17 protein-coding genes and 1 tRNA gene are annotated in these 16,370 nt (G+C 61.2%); 5 read left to right on the forward strand and 13 right to left on the reverse strand.

Annotated elements, in window-relative coordinates:
• Positions 1–124: 124 nt before the first annotated feature.
• Positions 125–382, reverse strand: a complete 258-nt coding sequence (locus tag ABN482_RS07260; protein ID WP_349503357.1) for a hypothetical protein — start codon at positions 380–382, stop codon at positions 125–127.
• A gap of 86 nt (positions 383–468) precedes the next feature.
• Positions 469–1,431, reverse strand: a complete 963-nt coding sequence (locus ABN482_RS07265) for a helix-turn-helix domain-containing protein (protein ID WP_349503358.1) — start codon at positions 1,429–1,431, stop codon at positions 469–471.
• A 121-nt stretch (positions 1,432–1,552) separates the two neighbouring features.
• Between ABN482_RS07265 and ABN482_RS07270 the strand changes: the two genes are divergently transcribed.
• Positions 1,553–2,083 carry a cysteine hydrolase family protein gene (locus ABN482_RS07270; protein ID WP_349503359.1) on the forward strand — a complete coding sequence of 177 codons (531 nt, stop codon included), beginning with the start codon at positions 1,553–1,555 and terminating at the stop codon, positions 2,081–2,083.
• Between the two features lie 43 nt (positions 2,084–2,126).
• Here ABN482_RS07270 and ABN482_RS07275 read toward each other — a convergent pair whose 3' ends face one another.
• From ABN482_RS07275 to cysS, 7 genes are all read right to left on the reverse strand, one after another.
• The gene (locus ABN482_RS07275; protein WP_349503360.1) at positions 2,127–2,525 is read right to left on the reverse strand and encodes a hypothetical protein; all 399 of its coding nucleotides are present in this window, start codon (positions 2,523–2,525) and stop codon (positions 2,127–2,129) included.
• 104 nt (positions 2,526–2,629) lie between these two features.
• Positions 2,630–2,722 (reverse strand) — tRNA-Ser (locus tag ABN482_RS07280).
• A 25-nt stretch (positions 2,723–2,747) separates the two neighbouring features.
• Positions 2,748–4,016: an aspartate kinase gene (locus ABN482_RS07285; RefSeq protein ID WP_349503361.1), complete on the reverse strand. Its 1,269-nt coding sequence runs from the start codon at positions 4,014–4,016 to the stop codon at positions 2,748–2,750.
• Between the two features lie 55 nt (positions 4,017–4,071).
• Positions 4,072–5,274 (reverse strand): tRNA lysidine(34) synthetase TilS, encoded by a 1,203-nt coding sequence (gene tilS, locus ABN482_RS07290; RefSeq protein ID WP_349503362.1) that lies wholly within the window; start codon positions 5,272–5,274, stop codon positions 4,072–4,074.
• On the reverse strand, positions 5,246–6,211 hold the full coding sequence (locus ABN482_RS07295) for an acetyl-CoA carboxylase carboxyltransferase subunit alpha (protein WP_349503363.1): 966 nt from the start codon (positions 6,209–6,211) through the stop codon (positions 5,246–5,248). The genes tilS and ABN482_RS07295 overlap by 29 nt, the downstream gene beginning before the upstream one ends.
• A gap of 46 nt (positions 6,212–6,257) precedes the next feature.
• Entirely contained in the window at positions 6,258–6,923 is a 666-nt protein-coding gene (locus tag ABN482_RS07300; RefSeq protein WP_349503364.1) for a DNA-3-methyladenine glycosylase family protein, read from the reverse strand.
• A 19-nt stretch (positions 6,924–6,942) separates the two neighbouring features.
• The gene (gene cysS / locus ABN482_RS07305; RefSeq protein ID WP_349503365.1) at positions 6,943–8,457 is read right to left on the reverse strand and encodes a cysteine--tRNA ligase; all 1,515 of its coding nucleotides are present in this window, start codon (positions 8,455–8,457) and stop codon (positions 6,943–6,945) included.
• Between the two features lie 104 nt (positions 8,458–8,561).
• On the opposite strand from cysS, the gene ABN482_RS07310 reads away from it, so the two are divergent.
• From ABN482_RS07310 to ABN482_RS07320, 3 genes are all read left to right on the forward strand, one after another.
• Positions 8,562–9,251 carry a tetratricopeptide repeat protein gene (locus tag ABN482_RS07310; protein WP_349503366.1) on the forward strand — a complete coding sequence of 230 codons (690 nt, stop codon included), beginning with the start codon at positions 8,562–8,564 and terminating at the stop codon, positions 9,249–9,251.
• Positions 9,252–9,391: 140 nt separating this feature from the next.
• A complete protein-coding gene (locus tag ABN482_RS07315; RefSeq protein ID WP_349503389.1) occupies positions 9,392–9,904 on the forward strand; it encodes a peptidylprolyl isomerase in 513 nt (170 codons plus the stop codon).
• The gene (locus tag ABN482_RS07320) at positions 9,897–10,688 is read left to right on the forward strand and encodes a UDP-2,3-diacylglucosamine diphosphatase (RefSeq protein WP_349503367.1); all 792 of its coding nucleotides are present in this window, start codon (positions 9,897–9,899) and stop codon (positions 10,686–10,688) included. Before ABN482_RS07315 ends, ABN482_RS07320 begins: the two co-directional genes overlap by 8 nt.
• Positions 10,689–10,803: 115 nt before the next feature.
• Here the strand turns inward: ABN482_RS07320 and ABN482_RS07325 are convergent, their stop codons facing one another.
• The 3 genes from ABN482_RS07325 to ABN482_RS07335 all read right to left on the reverse strand — a co-directional run bounded on the left by ABN482_RS07325 (position 10,804) and on the right by ABN482_RS07335 (position 14,098).
• Positions 10,804–11,598, reverse strand: coding sequence for an undecaprenyl-diphosphate phosphatase (locus ABN482_RS07325; RefSeq protein WP_349503368.1), 795 nt, complete (start codon positions 11,596–11,598; stop codon positions 10,804–10,806).
• A gap of 2 nt (positions 11,599–11,600) precedes the next feature.
• Complete coding sequence (locus ABN482_RS07330; protein WP_349503369.1) at positions 11,601–13,175, reverse strand: TerC family protein; 1,575 nt, start codon at positions 13,173–13,175, stop codon at positions 11,601–11,603.
• A 131-nt stretch (positions 13,176–13,306) separates the two neighbouring features.
• Positions 13,307–14,098 carry an inositol monophosphatase family protein gene (locus ABN482_RS07335; RefSeq protein ID WP_349503370.1) on the reverse strand — a complete coding sequence of 264 codons (792 nt, stop codon included), beginning with the start codon at positions 14,096–14,098 and terminating at the stop codon, positions 13,307–13,309.
• Positions 14,099–14,242: 144 nt separating this feature from the next.
• Here ABN482_RS07335 and ABN482_RS07340 point away from each other — a divergent pair, with 144 nt between their 5' ends.
• Positions 14,243–15,028 (forward strand): RNA methyltransferase, encoded by a 786-nt coding sequence (locus ABN482_RS07340; RefSeq protein ID WP_349503371.1) that lies wholly within the window; start codon positions 14,243–14,245, stop codon positions 15,026–15,028.
• Positions 15,029–15,061: 33 nt separating this feature from the next.
• Here the strand turns inward: ABN482_RS07340 and ABN482_RS07345 are convergent, their stop codons facing one another.
• Complete coding sequence (locus tag ABN482_RS07345; RefSeq protein ID WP_349503372.1) at positions 15,062–16,360, reverse strand: MFS transporter; 1,299 nt, start codon at positions 16,358–16,360, stop codon at positions 15,062–15,064.
• Positions 16,361–16,370: the final 10 nt, after the last annotated feature.

A 16,370-nucleotide genomic window follows, 5' to 3' on the forward strand; every position in this document is an offset into this window, starting at 1 on the left:
GCACTTCCCACAACCACCTGGGCGTTTGCCTCAAGGTCTGGTCTGTCTGAACTGCGAAGGAGCGAGACTATAGCACCACTGTTTCCAACATGTCAAATAGATGACAGACTACCGAAGATGCAGTTTATTTGCCTTGCCGTTGCCAGCGGCCTTCGACTTCGAGTTGCTTGAGTTCGGTCACCCGCCCCTCGCAGCGAAACGGCAGGCGATGCCCTGCGGTTTCACCCCAGACCCGGCCCGGCGTACGATTGGTGATATCCAGCCGCTCACCCGTATCGAACGCAACATGGTCAAGGCAACGCTGGATCGATGAGAAAGTCCTGCCTACATTTTCAGGCGCAGGCTTCAGGTCACAGCCCGACAGGACCAACAACAGAACCATAAAGGCACTTTTTTTCATAATGAACAGCTCATGTGCAATCGGTGAATGCGACAAGGCGCTTTGCCTCTCCCCTGCCAATGATAGTATCACCCCCGATACATCATTCGCCATGCACCGGGAGTCAGTCCGCACATCCGGCTGAAATACAGCCGCATGGACGCCGTGGAACCGAATCCTGCAGCCTCTGCCACCTTTTCCACCGGCATATTGGTTCCCTCCAGCAACTGCTGCGCCCGAGACAGGCGCTCACGCAACAGCCACTGCCCGACCGTCATGCCCGTCAACTGCCGGATCTGCCGGCTCAAGGTACGCCGGCTGACACAGGCACGCTGCGCCAGACTGTCCAGCGTATGCACCTGCTCCAGATGCCCTCTCACCCAATCGAGCAGGTCGGACAGGCGCAGGCCCTGGCCTGTCGCCGGCAGAGGTTGCTCGATGAACTGCGCCTGCCCTCCCTGGCGAAGCGGTGACACCACCATTCGGCGCGCCACCCAGTTTGCCAATCCACTGCCATGATGCTGTCGCACGATATGCAGGCAACAGTCCAGCCCTGCTGCCGTACCGGCTGACGTCATCAGATTTTCTTCTTCTATATAGAGCACGTCAGGATCAAGTCGCACATCCGGATAGCGTGTCGAAAAATCAGCAGCAAACGCCCAGTGCGTCGTGGCGCGACGGCCACCCAACAAGCCAGCCTCTGCCAATACGTACGCCCCCAGACACAATCCCACCAACAACGCGCCTCGGCGGTTTGCTGCCACCAGGGCATCAAGCAGTCTCTGCGGTGGGCGTTCCGCCGGGTCACGCCAGCTTGGTACGACAATGATATCTGCCTCCTCAAGCATAGCCAGTCCGTACCGGGCGACGATGTCGAATCCGGCTGATGTGCGCAACAGGCCAGGCTCGGCAGCACACACCCGAACGTCATAACGCGACGCCCCCTGCAACTCGTCGCCGAACACCAGACATGGCACCGACAGGTGGAAGGGGCTGATCCTGTCAAAAGCCAGGACGGCCACGACAGGTGATGAAAGGGACAGTGCGCTCACGCAGGTGCCTCCTGCAATACAGGTTGGCCCGATTTTAGCGTCAGGCGGCAATCAGGCCACTCGTCACGTTTCCTGGCTGATCAGACAATATCCCATCCTCCACCAACCACAGGAGTTCGACATGACCGATCCACGTCACGCCCTCATCGTCATCGACCTGCAAAATGACTACTTCCCGGAAGGGAGATTTCCGCTCTGGAACACATTGCCCGTACTGGACAAGACGATCGACGCGATCAAGCTGGCCTCTTCTCGCAATATTCCCGTTATTCTTGTTCAGCACATTGCGCCAAGCCAGAGCCCATTTTTCAGCGAAGGAACCACGGGTGCCGATCTGCATCCCAGGTTGCTGGCAGCCGCACCCAAGGCACCAGTCGTTATCAAGACGCAGGCCGACAGTTTCCTGGGGACGTCCCTGACCGAGACACTCGAGGTATTGAAGGTGGATTCGCTGCTGATCTGCGGCATGATGACGCACAACTGCGTCACTCATACCGCGCTTTCAAAAGCAGCCGAGAAATATCAGTTGGCGATCCTGCAGGACTGCTGCGCCACAGTCAGCGAAATACTGCATGTGATTGCACTCAAGGCCATCGAACCGCGCATCCCGTTACTGTCCAGCGAGCAGGCGCTGGGCACCGCATCACGCTAGAGAAACCCGCCCCCATTGCTGCGGACAGGCTTGCCGGCACGCATCAGCGTGCCAGTTGCGTTGCCCAATGTCGCCAGCTTTCGGCTGCCTGCTGACACCATTCACTTTCACCCAACTCGCTTTCAGCCAATCGAACCGGAGGCCTCGTCCCATCCAGCACATAGCCCTTGCTGCCATAAGCCTCGGCCGCGTCCCCACCGCTTTTGTCTGGCGACATGGATTCGACCATGGGCAACAGCTTGCGGGCATCCTCGACGCTGCCGGACTGGATATAGCCCTGGCGCTGACAGTAATCGGCCAGGCCATTCATATTGCGTGCGATCTCATAGGCCTCATTGGCAAAGGCACCCTGGGCCTGTGGTGGTGCACTTTGCGACGATGCTGTCGTCGTTGCAACAGAGAGGCTCGCCATCGCGAAAGCCATGAGTGTTTTGAGTGTCATGAAATCATCCTGCTGAAATGGCTGAGTGGGTATGATGCCAAACAAAAAACCCGCAGAGGCAAGCTCGTGCGGGTTTTCAGTATCCCTGAATCAGGGAAAAAACTTGGCGGAGACGGAGGGATTCGAACCCTCGATACGGGTATAAGCCGTATGCTCCCTTAGCAGGGGAGTACCTTCAACCACTCGGCCACGTCTCCAAGTTAGTTGATAATTATAGCACGATTATTCTGCAGTTGCAGGAGTGTCACCCAGATCGAAAGCCTTGTGCAGGGCACGCACGGCCAGTTCCATGTATTTGTCCTCGATCACGACCGAAGTCTTGATTTCGCTGGTGCTGATCATCTGGATATTGATGCCTTCGTCGGACAGGGTGCGGAACATCTTGCTGGCCACCCCCACGTGCGAGCGCATGCCGATACCGACGATCGAGACCTTGCAGACCTTTTCGTTGCCGATCACTTCGCGGGCTCCGACCTTGGGCAGCACTTCGCGATTCAGCACGTCCAGCGCGCGCTGGAACTCATTGCTCTGCACCGTGAAAGAGAAATCGGTGGTGCCTTCGATCGACTGGTTCTGGACGATCATGTCGATATCGATATTGGCATCGGCCACCGGCCCGAGGATCGAGTAGGCAATACCAGGCTTGTCGGGCACGGCGACCAGGGTGATTTTGGCTTCGTCGCGGCTGAATGCAATGCCGGAAACAACTGCGGATTCCATTTTTTCGTCTTCCTCGAAAGTGATGAGCGTACCCGATTTCATTTCTTCGGGCAGACTGATTTCTGGGTCGGTGAGCGATGACAGCACCCGGACCGGGATATGGTACTTGCCGGCAAACTCGACAGAGCGGATCTGCAGCACCTTGGAGCCGAGCGAGGCCATCTCGAGCATTTCCTCGAACGACAGCACATTCAGCCGACGGGCTTCGGGAACCACGCGGGGATCGGTGGTGTACACGCCGTCGACATCGGTGTAGATCAGGCACTCGTCAGCCTTGATCGCGGTCGCAACGGCAACTGCCGACGTATCCGAACCGCCACGCCCCAGTGTGGTGATGTTGCCATCGTCATCCACGCCCTGGAAACCCGTGACCACGACCACGCGACCTGCATTCAGGTCTGCCATGATGCGCTCGCTGTCGATACCGGTAATGCGGGCCTTGGTATAGGCCTTGTCCGTATGCACGGCCACCTGCCAGCCAGCATAGCTGCGTGCCTGCACGCCCTCGGCCTGCAGGGCCAGCGCCAGCAGGCCGCTGCTGATCTGCTCGCCGGAAGAGGCAATCATGTCGAGTTCGCGGCGGTCTGCACCGCTGCCAGCGATCTCGCGGGCCAGGCCCAGCAGACGATTGGTTTCACCCGCCATGGCGGAGGGCACGACCACGACCTGATGGCCAGCGGCGTGCCACTTGGCTACACGGCGCGCAACATTCCTGATGCGCTCGACGGAACCCATCGACGTGCCGCCATACTTATGGACATAAATAGACATTTGAACGCTACCTGAGGTGATCCACCCGGAAAAACAGCGGGCAAAGCGTCATATTCTAGCAAGAGCCGGGCGCATTTTCCGTGGCCGACGCATTTTCTTGATCTGGCGCATGCCGGTCCGCGTCCGGCACCTGGCCTTCTCCCCCCCCCCGGAGCTGAACTCGCATCCGGCGGCGCTCGTCATAGGATACAGCTTGCCTGGGCTGCAGCAAGACTCGGCTCCTGACGCACCTGATCTCGATATGCTCATGCTCGAGCAGCATCTGGTTATCGTGCGTAACGCGGCGCAGTTGCCCGAGCCAGGCCTGCAGGCGCGCCTCGGTCGGCAGTTTCACGCCCAGGCGTTGCAGCCAGTGGCGCAATGCCAGCGACTGCCGGGCAGATGACAAGGAGCGCCAGGCCGGCAGTGAAAAGCTCAGCCCATCCTCAGCAGGTGCCAATGCCTGCCAGTCCTGTTCCGCCACTTCGGCAAGGATTTCGCCCGTTTCGGCAGCCTGGCGGGCATGTCGCCCCAGCACCGTACGCCAGGCCGGCCAACGCTGCTCGAGTACGGGCACCAGCAGCGTGCGCACCGCTGCACGGGTGTAATCGGCATCCTGATTGGTCGGGTCCTGTACCGGCTCCCAGCCACATGCGGCCGCATAGCGCGCCGACACATCGAGTATGTGCTGGCGAGGCACATCCAGCCAGGGGCGCAGGTATGTCACACCATCGCGCACGACATGCCCGGCCATCGCCGCCATGCCTTCCGGCCCGGTACCGCGCAGCAGGCGCAGCAGGACAGTTTCGGCCTGATCATCCTGATGATGTGCCAGCAGAATGGCACCGACACCATGACTTCGGGCCAATTGCGCAAGCCCCTCATAGCGCGCCTGCCTGGCCGCACCTTCGATACCTTTGCCGCTGTCGCGGGGGACCACCACGTGCAACATGTGGAACGGCAGCCCCAGTTGGCTGGCAAGCTGAGCCGCATGAGCAGCCCACGCGTCCGCCTCGTTCAGCAAGCCGTGGTGAATATGAAAGCAAGAGAGCTCGATGCCCAGGCTTCGGGCGGCAGACACGGCATGCAAGGCCAGCATGGCAGAGTCCGCCCCGCCACTGAGCGCCACGGCGTGACGGACGGAGGGCTGACGCTGCAAACACTGCCGGATCGAACGCAGCAGCGCAGGATCCGCGATGCCGGCATGGATAGGCACCGCAGCCTTGTGCGGCGCAGCCGGCAGGCCTGTATCAGGCCTTGACTTCCTGGAACTTTCCATAAGACATCAGGCGCTCCACGCGATGATCGACCAGTTCCTTGGCGCTCATGCCCTGCAACTGGCGCAGGGAGTCGACCAGTGCGCGCTTGAGCAGGCGGGCCATGACGCTGGGATCGCGATGGGCACCGCCCACCGGCTCGTTGACAACACGATCGACCAGGCCAAGCTCCTTGAGACGCGAAGCCGTGATGGCCAGCGCGGCAGCCGCGTCAGGTGCCTTGTCGGCGCTGCGCCACAGGATGGAGGCGCAGCCTTCGGGGGAAATGACCGAATAGGTGGAATACTGAAGCATCAACACCGCATTGGCGACGGCAATCGCCAGCGCGCCACCCGAGCCACCCTCGCCGATGATGGTGGAGATGATCGGCACCTTGAGCTCGGCCATGGCATAGAGATTGTGGCCAATCGCTTCCGATTGGCCGCGCTCCTCGGCACCGATGCCGGGATACGCTCCAGGCGTGTCGACGAAAGTGAACACCGGGATCTGGAATTTTTCGGCCAGGCGCATCAGACGCAATGCCTTGCGATAGCCCTCAGGCCGGGGCATGCCGAAATTGCGCAGTGCGCGTTCACGCGTGTCGCGCCCCTTCTGGTGACCGATCACCATGCAGGAAGCGCCATTGAAACGTGCCAGCCCACCCACGATGGAGGGATCATCGGCATACATGCGATCACCGTGCAGTTCATGGAAATCGGTGAAGATTTCGCGCACGTAGTCAAGTGTATAGGGCCGCTGGGGATGGCGTGCCACCAGCGCCGTCTGCCAGGGCGTCAGCTTGCCGTAGATTTCCTGGGCCAGCTTCTGGCTTTTCTGCTGGAGGCGGTTGATCTCGTCCGAAATGTCGACGGCCGAGTCGGCCTGCACAAATCGCAACTGCTCGATCTTGGCTTCAAGCTCGGCCAGAGGCTGTTCGAATTCTAGAAAGGTATTACGCATGTAATGTCGTATTCCGATGATAATGACTGGCGGCGTCCGAAAAGCGCTACTTTACGGCAACCGCGTCCAGACTGCACCACAAATACCATGTGGCGACCGTGCGCCACGGCTGCCAGGCCTGCGCAACTTCGCGGGCCTCGAAGCGGGAAACCGGTTCGCCGCTGAAGTAATGATGCGAGATTGCCCGAATCAGGCCGGCATCATCGAGCGGCAGCACATCCGGTCGTTGCAGGTTGAAAATCAGGAACATCTCGGCAGTCCAGCGGCCGATGCCGCGAATCGCGGTCAGTTCCTCCACCACGGCCTCGTTGTCCATGCCGGCCCAGTCCTCGGGGTGGACTCGCCCTTCATGAAAGTGCAGGGCCAGATCAACGATGTACTCGGCCTTGCGCTTGGGCAATCCGGCCACACGCAACAGTTCCGGATCGAGTGCGAGGACCGTTTCAGGTGAAAAGGGCGCAGGACAGGCTGCCTGCAGTTTCTGCCAGATGGACTCAGCCGTGCGTGTCGCGATCTGCTGGCCGATGACCGAACGCGTCAGGGTCACGAAAGGCTCGCCGCGCAATCGCAGCCAGGTGGCCGGATAGCTGGGAATCAGTCGCTTGAGGATGCGGTCGCGCTTGAGCAGATGCGCCACGGCCTCGTCCCAGTAGCCTGGCTTGGGCGAATCGGACGGCGCAGGGGCTGCAGATGCAGTAATGGTCGTACTCATGTATATATCTCGTCCCCGCTCAGGCCCGACGCCACTGGGTCAGGCCACCTGGACGATCTTCAAGCACGATACCGGCGGCCGCAAGATCGGCACGGATACCATCGGCACGCGCGAAATCCCGCGCGACCTTGGCGGCCTGCCGGTCAGCAATGGCTTGTTCAATGGCAGCGTCGGACATATCGGCGGCAATGACCGCTGCGACACCCACGCCCGGAAGGCGTGAGTCGGTCTGGGTCGACGGTACGGAAGCACGGCGATAGCGACTGCTTTCTTTTTGATATGCGGCGGGGTCCTGTTGCAGCAACCCCAGCAATCCGGCCAGGGCCTTGAGCTGTGCCGCCGCTTCGGGAGAGGACGTGCGATTGACGCGCGCTGCCAGATCGAACAACGCCGATACGGCACCCGCCGTATTGAAATCGTCATCCATGGCCGTCCGGAAGGACTGGGCCTCGGGTTGCGCCCAGTCCACTTCGGCAGCCACAGCCGCCGGCACGCTGCTCAGCGTCTGGTACAGGCGATCAAGCGCATTCTGCGCATCGATCAGATTGTCCGGCGCATAATTCTGGGCACTGCGATAGTGATTGCGCACGATGAAAAAACGCAGCATTTCCGCTTCGCGGGGATTGAACCACGCGCTCCCGGCATCGCCAGCCTGGTGCACCTGCGCATCGGGCGTACGGGCAATGGTCTGGCGAATGGTACGGAAATTGCCAAGCGACTTGGACATCTTGTCGCTGTCGACCATCAGCGGACCGCAATGCATCCAGCAATTGGCGAGCGCCTTGTCGCCGGCACCCTCGGTCTGGGCGATCTCGTTTTCGTGGTGCGGAAACTTGAGATCAGGCCCCCCGCCATGGATATCCAGAGGCAGCCCCAGGACTGCCTCGCTCATGGCCGAGCACTCGATGTGCCAGCCGGGTCGGCCCAGCCCATAGGGAGACTCCCACTTGGACTCGACAGGTTCACTGTCCTTGGCCGCTTTCCAGAGCACGAAGTCGAACGGATCACGCTTGGAAGCATCGACTGCCACGCGCTCACCGGCCCGCAGCTCGTCGAGAGAACGGCCGGAGAGCTTGCCATAGCCAGGAAACTTGCGCACGGCATAATTGACATCGCCATCGTCGGCCTGATAGGCCAGGCCGCGATCTTCGAGCCTGCCGATGATGTTCAGCATCTGCCCCACATACTGTGTGGCACGCGGCTCGTGGGTAGGGCTTTCGACCCCCAGGGCACGCTCATCGGCATGCATGGCCTCGATATAGAAATCGGTGACATCCTGCATGCGCCGGCCAGTCTCGACCGCACGGCGGATGATCTTGTCATCGATATCGGTGATATTGCGCACATAGGCCACTTCGTAGCCACTGGCACGCAGCCAGCGCTGCACCACATCGAAGCTCACCAGCATGCGGGCGTGGCCCAGGTGGCAATAGTCGTAGACGGTCATGCCGCACACATACATGCGCACCTTGCCCGGCTCCACCGTTTGCAGGGGCTGTTTGGTACGTGATAGCGTGTTATAGATGTGCAACATGGAAAATGTATGGGGAAAAAGAACCAAGGCTACAATTGCGCAATCCGCAGTATAGCAAGTGACGCCCGGCCAACCGGCCTGCAACTTTCTTTCCCGACCTGAACGTGATCCTGACACCGACTTTCCGCCGCGCCTGCCTGACCCTCGCCATACTGTCGCTGGGCTGGTCCCAGGCCTACGCCCAGTCCATGGACCTGGACCCGGCCCCGGACAACAACAGTTTCGACAACATCGGCGATCTGCCGCCTGGCATGGAGGCCGCTCCTGTCGGCTCAGGGGGATGGGATGGCCTGGCCCGCGTACTCGAGGCGCTCAAGCCCGGCGTCGATACCGCACTGCCGCCCACGGCAGCCCAGATCGCGGCCGAGATCGAAAAGGAAATCGACCAGGGGAAAGCAGGAGAAGCGCTGGTCCGTATCCAGGAAGAACTCGATGCCATCCCCTCCAATGCACTCGGCACCAATGTGCAATTGCTGTTCCTGCAGGCACGCGCCTATGCCGCCCTGGGCCGCGAAGCCGATGCCCTGGCTGCCTACCGCGACATGACACAGCGGTTTCCCGAGCTCCCCGAGCCCTGGAACAACCTGGCGGCACTGTATACCAGGCAAGGCCGCCTTGAGGATGCTCGCCAGGCACTGGCCATCACGCTGCAGCTCAGCCCAAATTACGCGCTGGCTCATTACAATATGGGTCAGGTACTGCAGGCTCTGGCCCTGCAATCCTATGACAAGGCAAGCAGTATGGGTCTGCGCGAAGCCCGGATCGATGCTGCCCGCCTCAGGAGCCTGAAATGAATCCGGCAATGACCCTGATCCAGCACACTTCCCGCCTGCTGCGCTACGGCGCACTCGGCATTTTCCTGGCAGCCTGCTCGCCCTCTTCCGGTTCCGAGCCTACGGCAGCCGCTTCACCCTCTTTGCAAGGTAGCGTATCCATGACCACGACCAGCCCCCGCGTCAAGCTCCAGACCAGCCAAGGCGACCTGCTGATTGCCCTGAATGCCGAAAAGGCCCCCAAGACGGTTGAAAATTTTCTCGCATACGTGCGCGATGGTTTCTACGACAACACGATTTTCCATCGTGTCATCAACAATTTCATGATCCAGGGTGGCGGTTTCGAACCCGGCATGAAGCAGAAAGACACCCGTGATCCAGTCGACAACGAAGCCGACAACGGCCTCAAGAACCAGCGTTACACGCTGGCCATGGCACGCACCAACGACCCGCACTCGGCGACCGCCCAGTTCTTCATCAACGTCGCCGACAACGATTTCCTGAACTTCACCTCGCCCAGCAGCCAGGGCTGGGGCTATGCCGTATTCGGCGAAGTGGTCGAGGGCACCGAGATCGTGGATCAGATCAAGGGCGTCAAGACCGGCAACAAGGGCTTCCACCAGGATGTACCGGTCGAGGATGTCATCATCCTGAAGGCGGAAGTCGTTGAATAATCCCATCGACATCGCATTGCCGGCAGGTCCGGTCTGGATTGCAGCCGACCTGCATCTGGGGCCCGATACGCCTTCCACCATCGAGGCCTTCCTGGCTTTCCTGGAAGCAGCCCCCGAGGATGCAGCTTCGCTGCTGCTGCCGGGCGATATCTTCGACGCCTGGATCGGCGACGATGTCATCCATATCGCCCCGGAATGGCTGGCTGGCGTCCTGAGCGGCCTGCAGCACGCAGCTGCACGCCTGCCCATCTGGATCGGCCGCGGCAATCGAGATTTCCTGATCAGTGAAAAGCTGGCAGCAGCCACCGGTACGCACCTGCTGCCGGACAGCGCTCGTCTGCAGACACAGGCCGGTCCTGTCCTGCTTTCGCACGGCGACGAATACTGCCTCGACGATATTGCCTACCAGCAATTCCGTACCATGGTGCGCAATCCGCAGTGGCAGGCACAGTTCCTCGCCAAGAGCATTCCGGAAAGGCTGGCCATGGCGCAGGAAGCCCGTGCCGGCAGCATCCAGGCCAACAGCCAGAAATCGATGGAGATCATGGACGTCAACCAGGGGGCCATCGAAGCAGCATTTCGCTCGACCGGCCTGTCCGTCATGGTGCATGGCCACACCCACCGACCTGCCCGCCACGCCCTTGAGGTCGATGGCCGGCACTGTGAGCGCTGGGTGCTGCCTGACTGGGATTGCGACCATGCCGACCCGATCAGGGGCGGCTGGCTGGCCATCGAGGAAGATGGGCTGGTGTTCTACGACCTGGAACAACCCGAAAAGCCATAAATCCTGGCCTGCGGGCTTGCATGGCATGAAATGCGAAAACGGGCGGACTGCAGCAATGCGATCCGCCCGTTTTCAATGGCAACAGGGCTGGTCCAGCCAGGCGGAAAGTCCGCCCTCAGAACATCGACAGCAGAATAATGCCCAGTACGATCCGGTAAGCCACAAAGACCTGCACACCCATCCTGCGAATGAACGCCAGGAAATAGTGGATGCAGGCATAGGCCGTGACGCCGGAAATCGCGATGCCCGCCAGCACAGGCATCCAATCGATCGCCTGCGGCTGGCGCACGATCTCGATAGCCTCGAGCCCGCCGGCCAGCACGATCACCGGAATGGACAGCAGGAAAGAGAAGCGGGCTGCTGCCTCACGGCTCATGCCTACCATGAGTGCCGCCGTCAGCGTAATGCCCGAGCGGGACGTGCCGGGAAACAGCGCCAGGGCCTGTGCGCAACCAATGATGGCGACATCTTTCCAGGTCATGTCGCGCTCCGTGCGCTCACCCCGGAACTTCCAGTCTGCCCAGCCCAGCAGCAGACCGAAGACAATGACACCCCAGGCAATCCAGTGTGGCGAACGTGCATAGCTGCTCACGACATCCTTGAGCAGCAGCCCGGCCAACCCGACCGGGATGGTACCCAGCACAATCGCCCAGGCCAGCTTGCCATCGGCATCCAGGGTACGAGTCGTGATCGAACGTACGAACCCCCGGATCATGGCACCGATTTCATCGCGGAAGTACAGCAGCACGGCAATCAGGCTGCCGACATGCAGGGCCACGTCGAAATAGAGCCCCTGATCAGGCCAGTCGAAAAAGACCGGTACCAGGATCAGGTGAGCAGAACTGGACACCGGCAGGAACTCGGTGATCCCCTGCACGACCGACAACACGAAAACCTGCAACCAGTCCATGTTTATTCAGCCTCTGCCTCATAATCCGGCACGATGCGCCGGACCTGTACCTGGGAAATCCGCCGGCCATCCAGGGCCAGCACTTCGAAACGGATACGGTCATGCCCCACATGGCTGACATGCTCGCAGTGATCACCCGGCTCGGGAAGCTGACCAAAGCGTGCCAGCAGGTAGCCGGCCAACGTGGTGTAGTCCTCGTTGTCGTTGACCAGGTCATCGGTATCCAGCACCTGCTCCAACTGATGCAGGTCAGCTGCGCCATCCACACGCCAGAGGTTATCGCCCTCGACCACGATATCGGGACTTTCATCCTCATCGGGAAACTCGCCGGCAATGGTCTCGAACACATCGATCGGCGTGACCAGGCCCACGATGGCACCGAACTCGTCGGTCACCAGCACCAGCTTGCCGCCCGAACTCTTGAGGGTTTCCATCAGGCGCAACATGCCGATCGACTCGTGCACGATGACCGGCTCGCGCAGGCTTTCCTTGCGGATCCGGCCCTCGGTCAGGAGGTCTGCCACGGCATCCTTGGCCCGCACCACGCCAACGATATCATCAAGACTACCGCGCCCGACCGGGAAGAAGCTGTGCGACGACTGATCCACCTGGGCCTTGAGCACTTCGCCCTCGTCTTCGACATTGAGCCACTCGATGGCAGTGCGCGGGGTCATGACCGAATATACGGAACGTTCGGCCAGCGTCAGCACGCCGCTGACCATATTGCGCTCTTCGACGCCAAAAGCGGAAGCTTCCCGAGCCTGCACGGCAGCAGACTGGTCTTCTTCGGCATCCAGGGGTCGCTTGCCCAGCATGCGCAGGATGGCTTCGGCAGTGCGGTCACGCATCGGACGATGGTCTTCGGCTTTCTGCAGGTTGCGTCGTGCCACCTGGTTCAGTGCCTCGATCGCCACCGAGAAACCGATGGCCGCATACAGGTAGCCCTTGGGTACCTTGAAACCGAAGCCTTCGGCCACCAGCGAGAAACCGATCATCAGCAGGAAGCCCAGACACAGCACCACCACAGTCGGGTGAGCATTGACGAAACGTGTCAGCGGCTTGGAGGCAACCAGCATCACGCCAATGGCAATGATGACGGCTGCCATCATGACGGACAGGTGATCGACCATACCGACAGCGGTGATCACGGCATCGAGCGAGAAGACGGCATCAAGCAGCACGATCTGGGTGACGATGACCCAGAAGCTGGCATAGACGCGCGTACCCTTGGAGACGCTGTGATGGCCTTCGACGCGGTCATGCAGCTCCATCGTGCCCTTGAAGAGCAGGAAGAAACCACCCACGATAAGAATGAGATCCCGCCCCGAGAAGGTTGCAGGCCCGATGGAGAACAGTGGTGCGGTCAGGGTGACCAGCCAGGACATGACCGACAGCAGTCCCAGGCGCATGATGAGCGCAAGTGACAACCCGATGATACGGGCGCGATCGCGAAGATGTGGTGGAAGCTTGTCTGCCAGAATGGCAATAAAGATCAGATTGTCGATCCCCAGTACGATTTCAAGCACGACCAGGGTGAGCAGGCCGACCCACACGGCGGGGTCCAGCAGCCATTCCATCAGAGCAACTCCAGAAGTCTGTAATCCTTTATGATAACCATAAAAAACCGGGCTGTGCTGTCATATTGGCAACACAGCCCGGCAAGATACCTCCAATGACCTGCTGTTGCGGCATTTGCCGCAACACCGGATCAGGACAGCGAGGCCAGCATCGACGGGAACAGCTTGGGGCTGCCGGCCAGTACTTCGCCGCTGTCCATCCAGCCCTGTTCACCGCTGAAATCGGCAATCAGACCGCCGGCTTCCAGCACCATCAGACCCGCAGCTGCCATATCCCAGGGCTTGAGATCGACTCCGCAGAAGCCATCCAGACGACCTGCCGCCACATAGACAAGATCAAGCACGGCCGAACCCGAACGGCGCACGCCAACGGTATCGGAGGCCAGTGTCTCGAATCGCTTGCTGCGTGCCAGGCTGTCCGGCCCGTTCGAGCCGGGCCAGCGCGCCCCGATCAGGGCGTCGTGCAAGCGCGAACGGCTGGAGGTGCGGATGCGGCGATCATTGAGGAACGCCCCGCCTCCCCGGCTGGCCGTGAACAGCTCATTGCGGACCGGGTCATAAATTACAGCCTGGGTGACCTGACCACGCTGCGCCAGCGCAATGGAAATCGCATAGTGCGGATAGCCATGCAGGAAATTGGACGTGCCATCGAGCGGATCGATGATCCACTGGTAGGCAGCCTTGTGCCATTCCGGCGCATCTGCCGGCAGCAGGCCGGACTCTTCGGCCAGGAAGGTATGCTCGGGATAAGCCGTGCTCAGGGTTTCGATGATGGTCTGTTCGGCCGCCTTGTCGACTTCCGTGACATAATCGCGGGGGCCCTTGCGCGCGACCTGCACGCGATCGAGGTCCAGGCTGGCGCGGTTGATGATACTGCCGGCCCGGCGCGCTGCCTTGACTGCGGTATTGAGCATCGGATGCATAGAATTCGTTTTCCACTTTAGACAAAGAAACCGGCGCACCAGTGCGCAGCCGGTTGAATACGACGCCCGGCATGGCCTGCGCCGTCATAACTGCGCCATTTTAATAGACCCTGCGTTTTTTATCAGATCGGATCATTGCCGCTCATGTCCGCTGCCTTTCCAAGCTCTCTTTTCGACCGTGTCCGCTTCATCATGGTCGAGCCCAGCCATCCCGGCAACGTCGGTGCCGCCGCCCGCGCCATCAAGACCATGGGGTTCACCAAGCTGACCCTGGTGCGCCCGCACCTCGATGATGTGCTGGCGCATCCCGATGCCATTGCGCTTTCCAGCGGCGCCACCGATGTGCTGGCCGGTGCCGAAATCGTACCCGACCTGGCTGCTGGCATGCGCCATGTCACCCTGGCGCTGGCCCTGACGGCCCGGCCCCGCGATCTGGGCCCGCCCAACTGCGACATCAGACAGGCTGCCAGCCTGTCGGTCGAACACCTGACCAGCGGCGGCAGCGATGAAGTGGCCATCGTGCTGGGCACCGAACGGGCCGGCCTCACCAACGAACAAATCGCCCGGTGCCAGCGGATCTGCCAGATCCCCGCCAATCCGGCCTACAGTTCGCTCAATGTGGCACAGGCACTGCAACTGGCAGCCTGGGAGCTGCGCTATGCGCTGAATGCAGAATCCTCCTTCAGCACCGGGGGGGCCGTGCGCCCTGGCGATCGGCTGGCCGGCAACGAGGCCGTGCAGGCCCTGCTGGCACACTGGGAAGAAGCACTGATCGGCATTCAGTTCCTGGATCCGGCACATCCCAAGAAGCTGATGCTGCGCATGCGCCACCTGCTGACCCGCAGCAACCTGAGCCAGGATGAAGTGGATATGCTGCGTGGTGTCTGTACCGCCATGCTCAAGACCGCGCAACTGGCACGCCCGCTCTAGCCATAGCCGGCCAGGTACACCTCACGACACGGATCAGGCGCGAGTCGTGGATACCTGCGGTGCCGGCTGTCGTCCCACCCAGAGGGCCAGCAGGGCCGCCGCCAGTAACGCCACTGCAGCGCCCAGCCAGGGACCTTGCTGGAAACCGTAGTCCAGCATCACACCAAACAGCAGCGGCCCCGAGGCCGAGCCTACGTCCATGCCGGAATAGACCAGGCCATAGACCGATCCGACTGCCCCCTTGGGCGTGACCCGACGGATCAACAGGTCGCGCGACGGACCGGCCATCCCGGAACACAATCCCGCCAGCGCCAATACCGGCAAGGCCCAGGCGACAGGCACCCACCGCATTGCCAATACCGCCAGCAACAGTGCCGCCACAGCCAGCGCCCCGAGTACGACCCATTCCGTCCGCGGTGAAAGATTGGCCAGAAAACCACCGGCCAGCATGCCTGCTGCGGCCGCCACCATGAAAAGTGACAAGGCCGAGCTGGCCTGCATGGATGTCAGATAATAGAGGTCGCCCATCAGGGGAATCGTGTAATTCTGCATCGCAGAATTGGCCACGGTGGTGGCGGCCAGGAACAGGAAGGCCCCCCACAGCGCCGGGATGGCGAGCAATGTCATCACGCGGGCCAGTGCACCTTCGGCAGGTGCCACTGCAGCCTCGTGTGCGCCATTCCGGGCAGGTGCGCCCACCGGAACGGAATCGGCCTGCCGAGCCACATTGACCCGCAACAGATGCCGGCCCAGCACACTGGCCAGCAATACCAGGGCCACCACCCCGGCTGCAGCCAGCGCCGCCATGCGCCAGCCTGCCCAGTGCGTGATGGCGGCGATGAATACCGGGCCCGCCGCCCAGCCCAGATTGCCGGACACGCCATGCACACTGAAGGCATGTCCCAGCCGGGTACGGCTGATATTCAGATTGATGATGGCGTAATCCGCCGGATGGAAGATCGAGTTGCCAAGGCCAGCGATCAGCGCTGCAGCCATCAGCATGGCATAGCCATTGGCCGATGCGATCAACAGACCCGCCACCACGAAGCAGGCCAGCCCGAACCACAGGACCGGCCGCGCACCTATCCTGTCCACGAGGAAACCGGACGATGCCTGACCCACACCGGAGACGACAAAAAATGCCGATACCAACAGGCCCAGCGCCGCGAAATCAAGGTTGAAAGCACTGCCCAGCGCCACGTACAGTGACGGGATCACCAACTGGAAAAAATGCGAAGATGCATGCACCAGCCCGATCAGCGCAATCGTGAGCCAGTCCCTGCGGCGCAAGGCAGGACTGTCATCGCCCGCCAGGGCAGCCATGGTATTCATGGGCCGGACG

It is taken from the genome of Corticimicrobacter sp., assembly GCF_040137905.1.
Taxonomy (GTDB): Bacteria; Pseudomonadota; Gammaproteobacteria; order Burkholderiales; family Burkholderiaceae_B; genus Corticimicrobacter.

Bases quoted from the DNA above. Each gene is read 5' to 3' on its own strand.
- ABN482_RS07285 (WP_349503361.1), bottom strand. From the start codon at position 4,016: ATGTCTATTTATGTCCATAAGTATGGCGGCACGTCGATGGGTTCCGTC.
- ABN482_RS07275 (WP_349503360.1), bottom strand. From the start codon at position 2,525: ATGACACTCAAAACACTCATGGCTTTCGCGATGGCGAGCCTCTCTGTT.
- ABN482_RS07260 (WP_349503357.1), bottom strand. From the start codon at position 382: ATGGTTCTGTTGTTGGTCCTGTCGGGCTGTGACCTGAAGCCTGCGCCT.
- ABN482_RS07270 (WP_349503359.1), top strand. From the start codon at position 1,553: ATGACCGATCCACGTCACGCCCTCATCGTCATCGACCTGCAAAATGAC.
- cysS (WP_349503365.1), bottom strand. From the start codon at position 8,457: ATGTTGCACATCTATAACACGCTATCACGTACCAAACAGCCCCTGCAA.
- ABN482_RS07295 (WP_349503363.1), bottom strand. From the start codon at position 6,211: ATGCGTAATACCTTTCTAGAATTCGAACAGCCTCTGGCCGAGCTTGAA.
- ABN482_RS07340 (WP_349503371.1), top strand. From the start codon at position 14,243: ATGTCCGCTGCCTTTCCAAGCTCTCTTTTCGACCGTGTCCGCTTCATC.
- ABN482_RS07330 (WP_349503369.1), bottom strand. From the start codon at position 13,175: ATGGAATGGCTGCTGGACCCCGCCGTGTGGGTCGGCCTGCTCACCCTG.
- ABN482_RS07300 (WP_349503364.1), bottom strand. From the start codon at position 6,923: ATGAGTACGACCATTACTGCATCTGCAGCCCCTGCGCCGTCCGATTCG.
- ABN482_RS07345 (WP_349503372.1), bottom strand. From the start codon at position 16,360: ATGAATACCATGGCTGCCCTGGCGGGCGATGACAGTCCTGCCTTGCGC.
- tilS (WP_349503362.1), bottom strand. From the start codon at position 5,274: ATGGAAAGTTCCAGGAAGTCAAGGCCTGATACAGGCCTGCCGGCTGCG.
- ABN482_RS07315 (WP_349503389.1), top strand. From the start codon at position 9,392: ATGACCACGACCAGCCCCCGCGTCAAGCTCCAGACCAGCCAAGGCGAC.
- ABN482_RS07335 (WP_349503370.1), bottom strand. From the start codon at position 14,098: ATGCATCCGATGCTCAATACCGCAGTCAAGGCAGCGCGCCGGGCCGGC.
- ABN482_RS07325 (WP_349503368.1), bottom strand. From the start codon at position 11,598: ATGGACTGGTTGCAGGTTTTCGTGTTGTCGGTCGTGCAGGGGATCACC.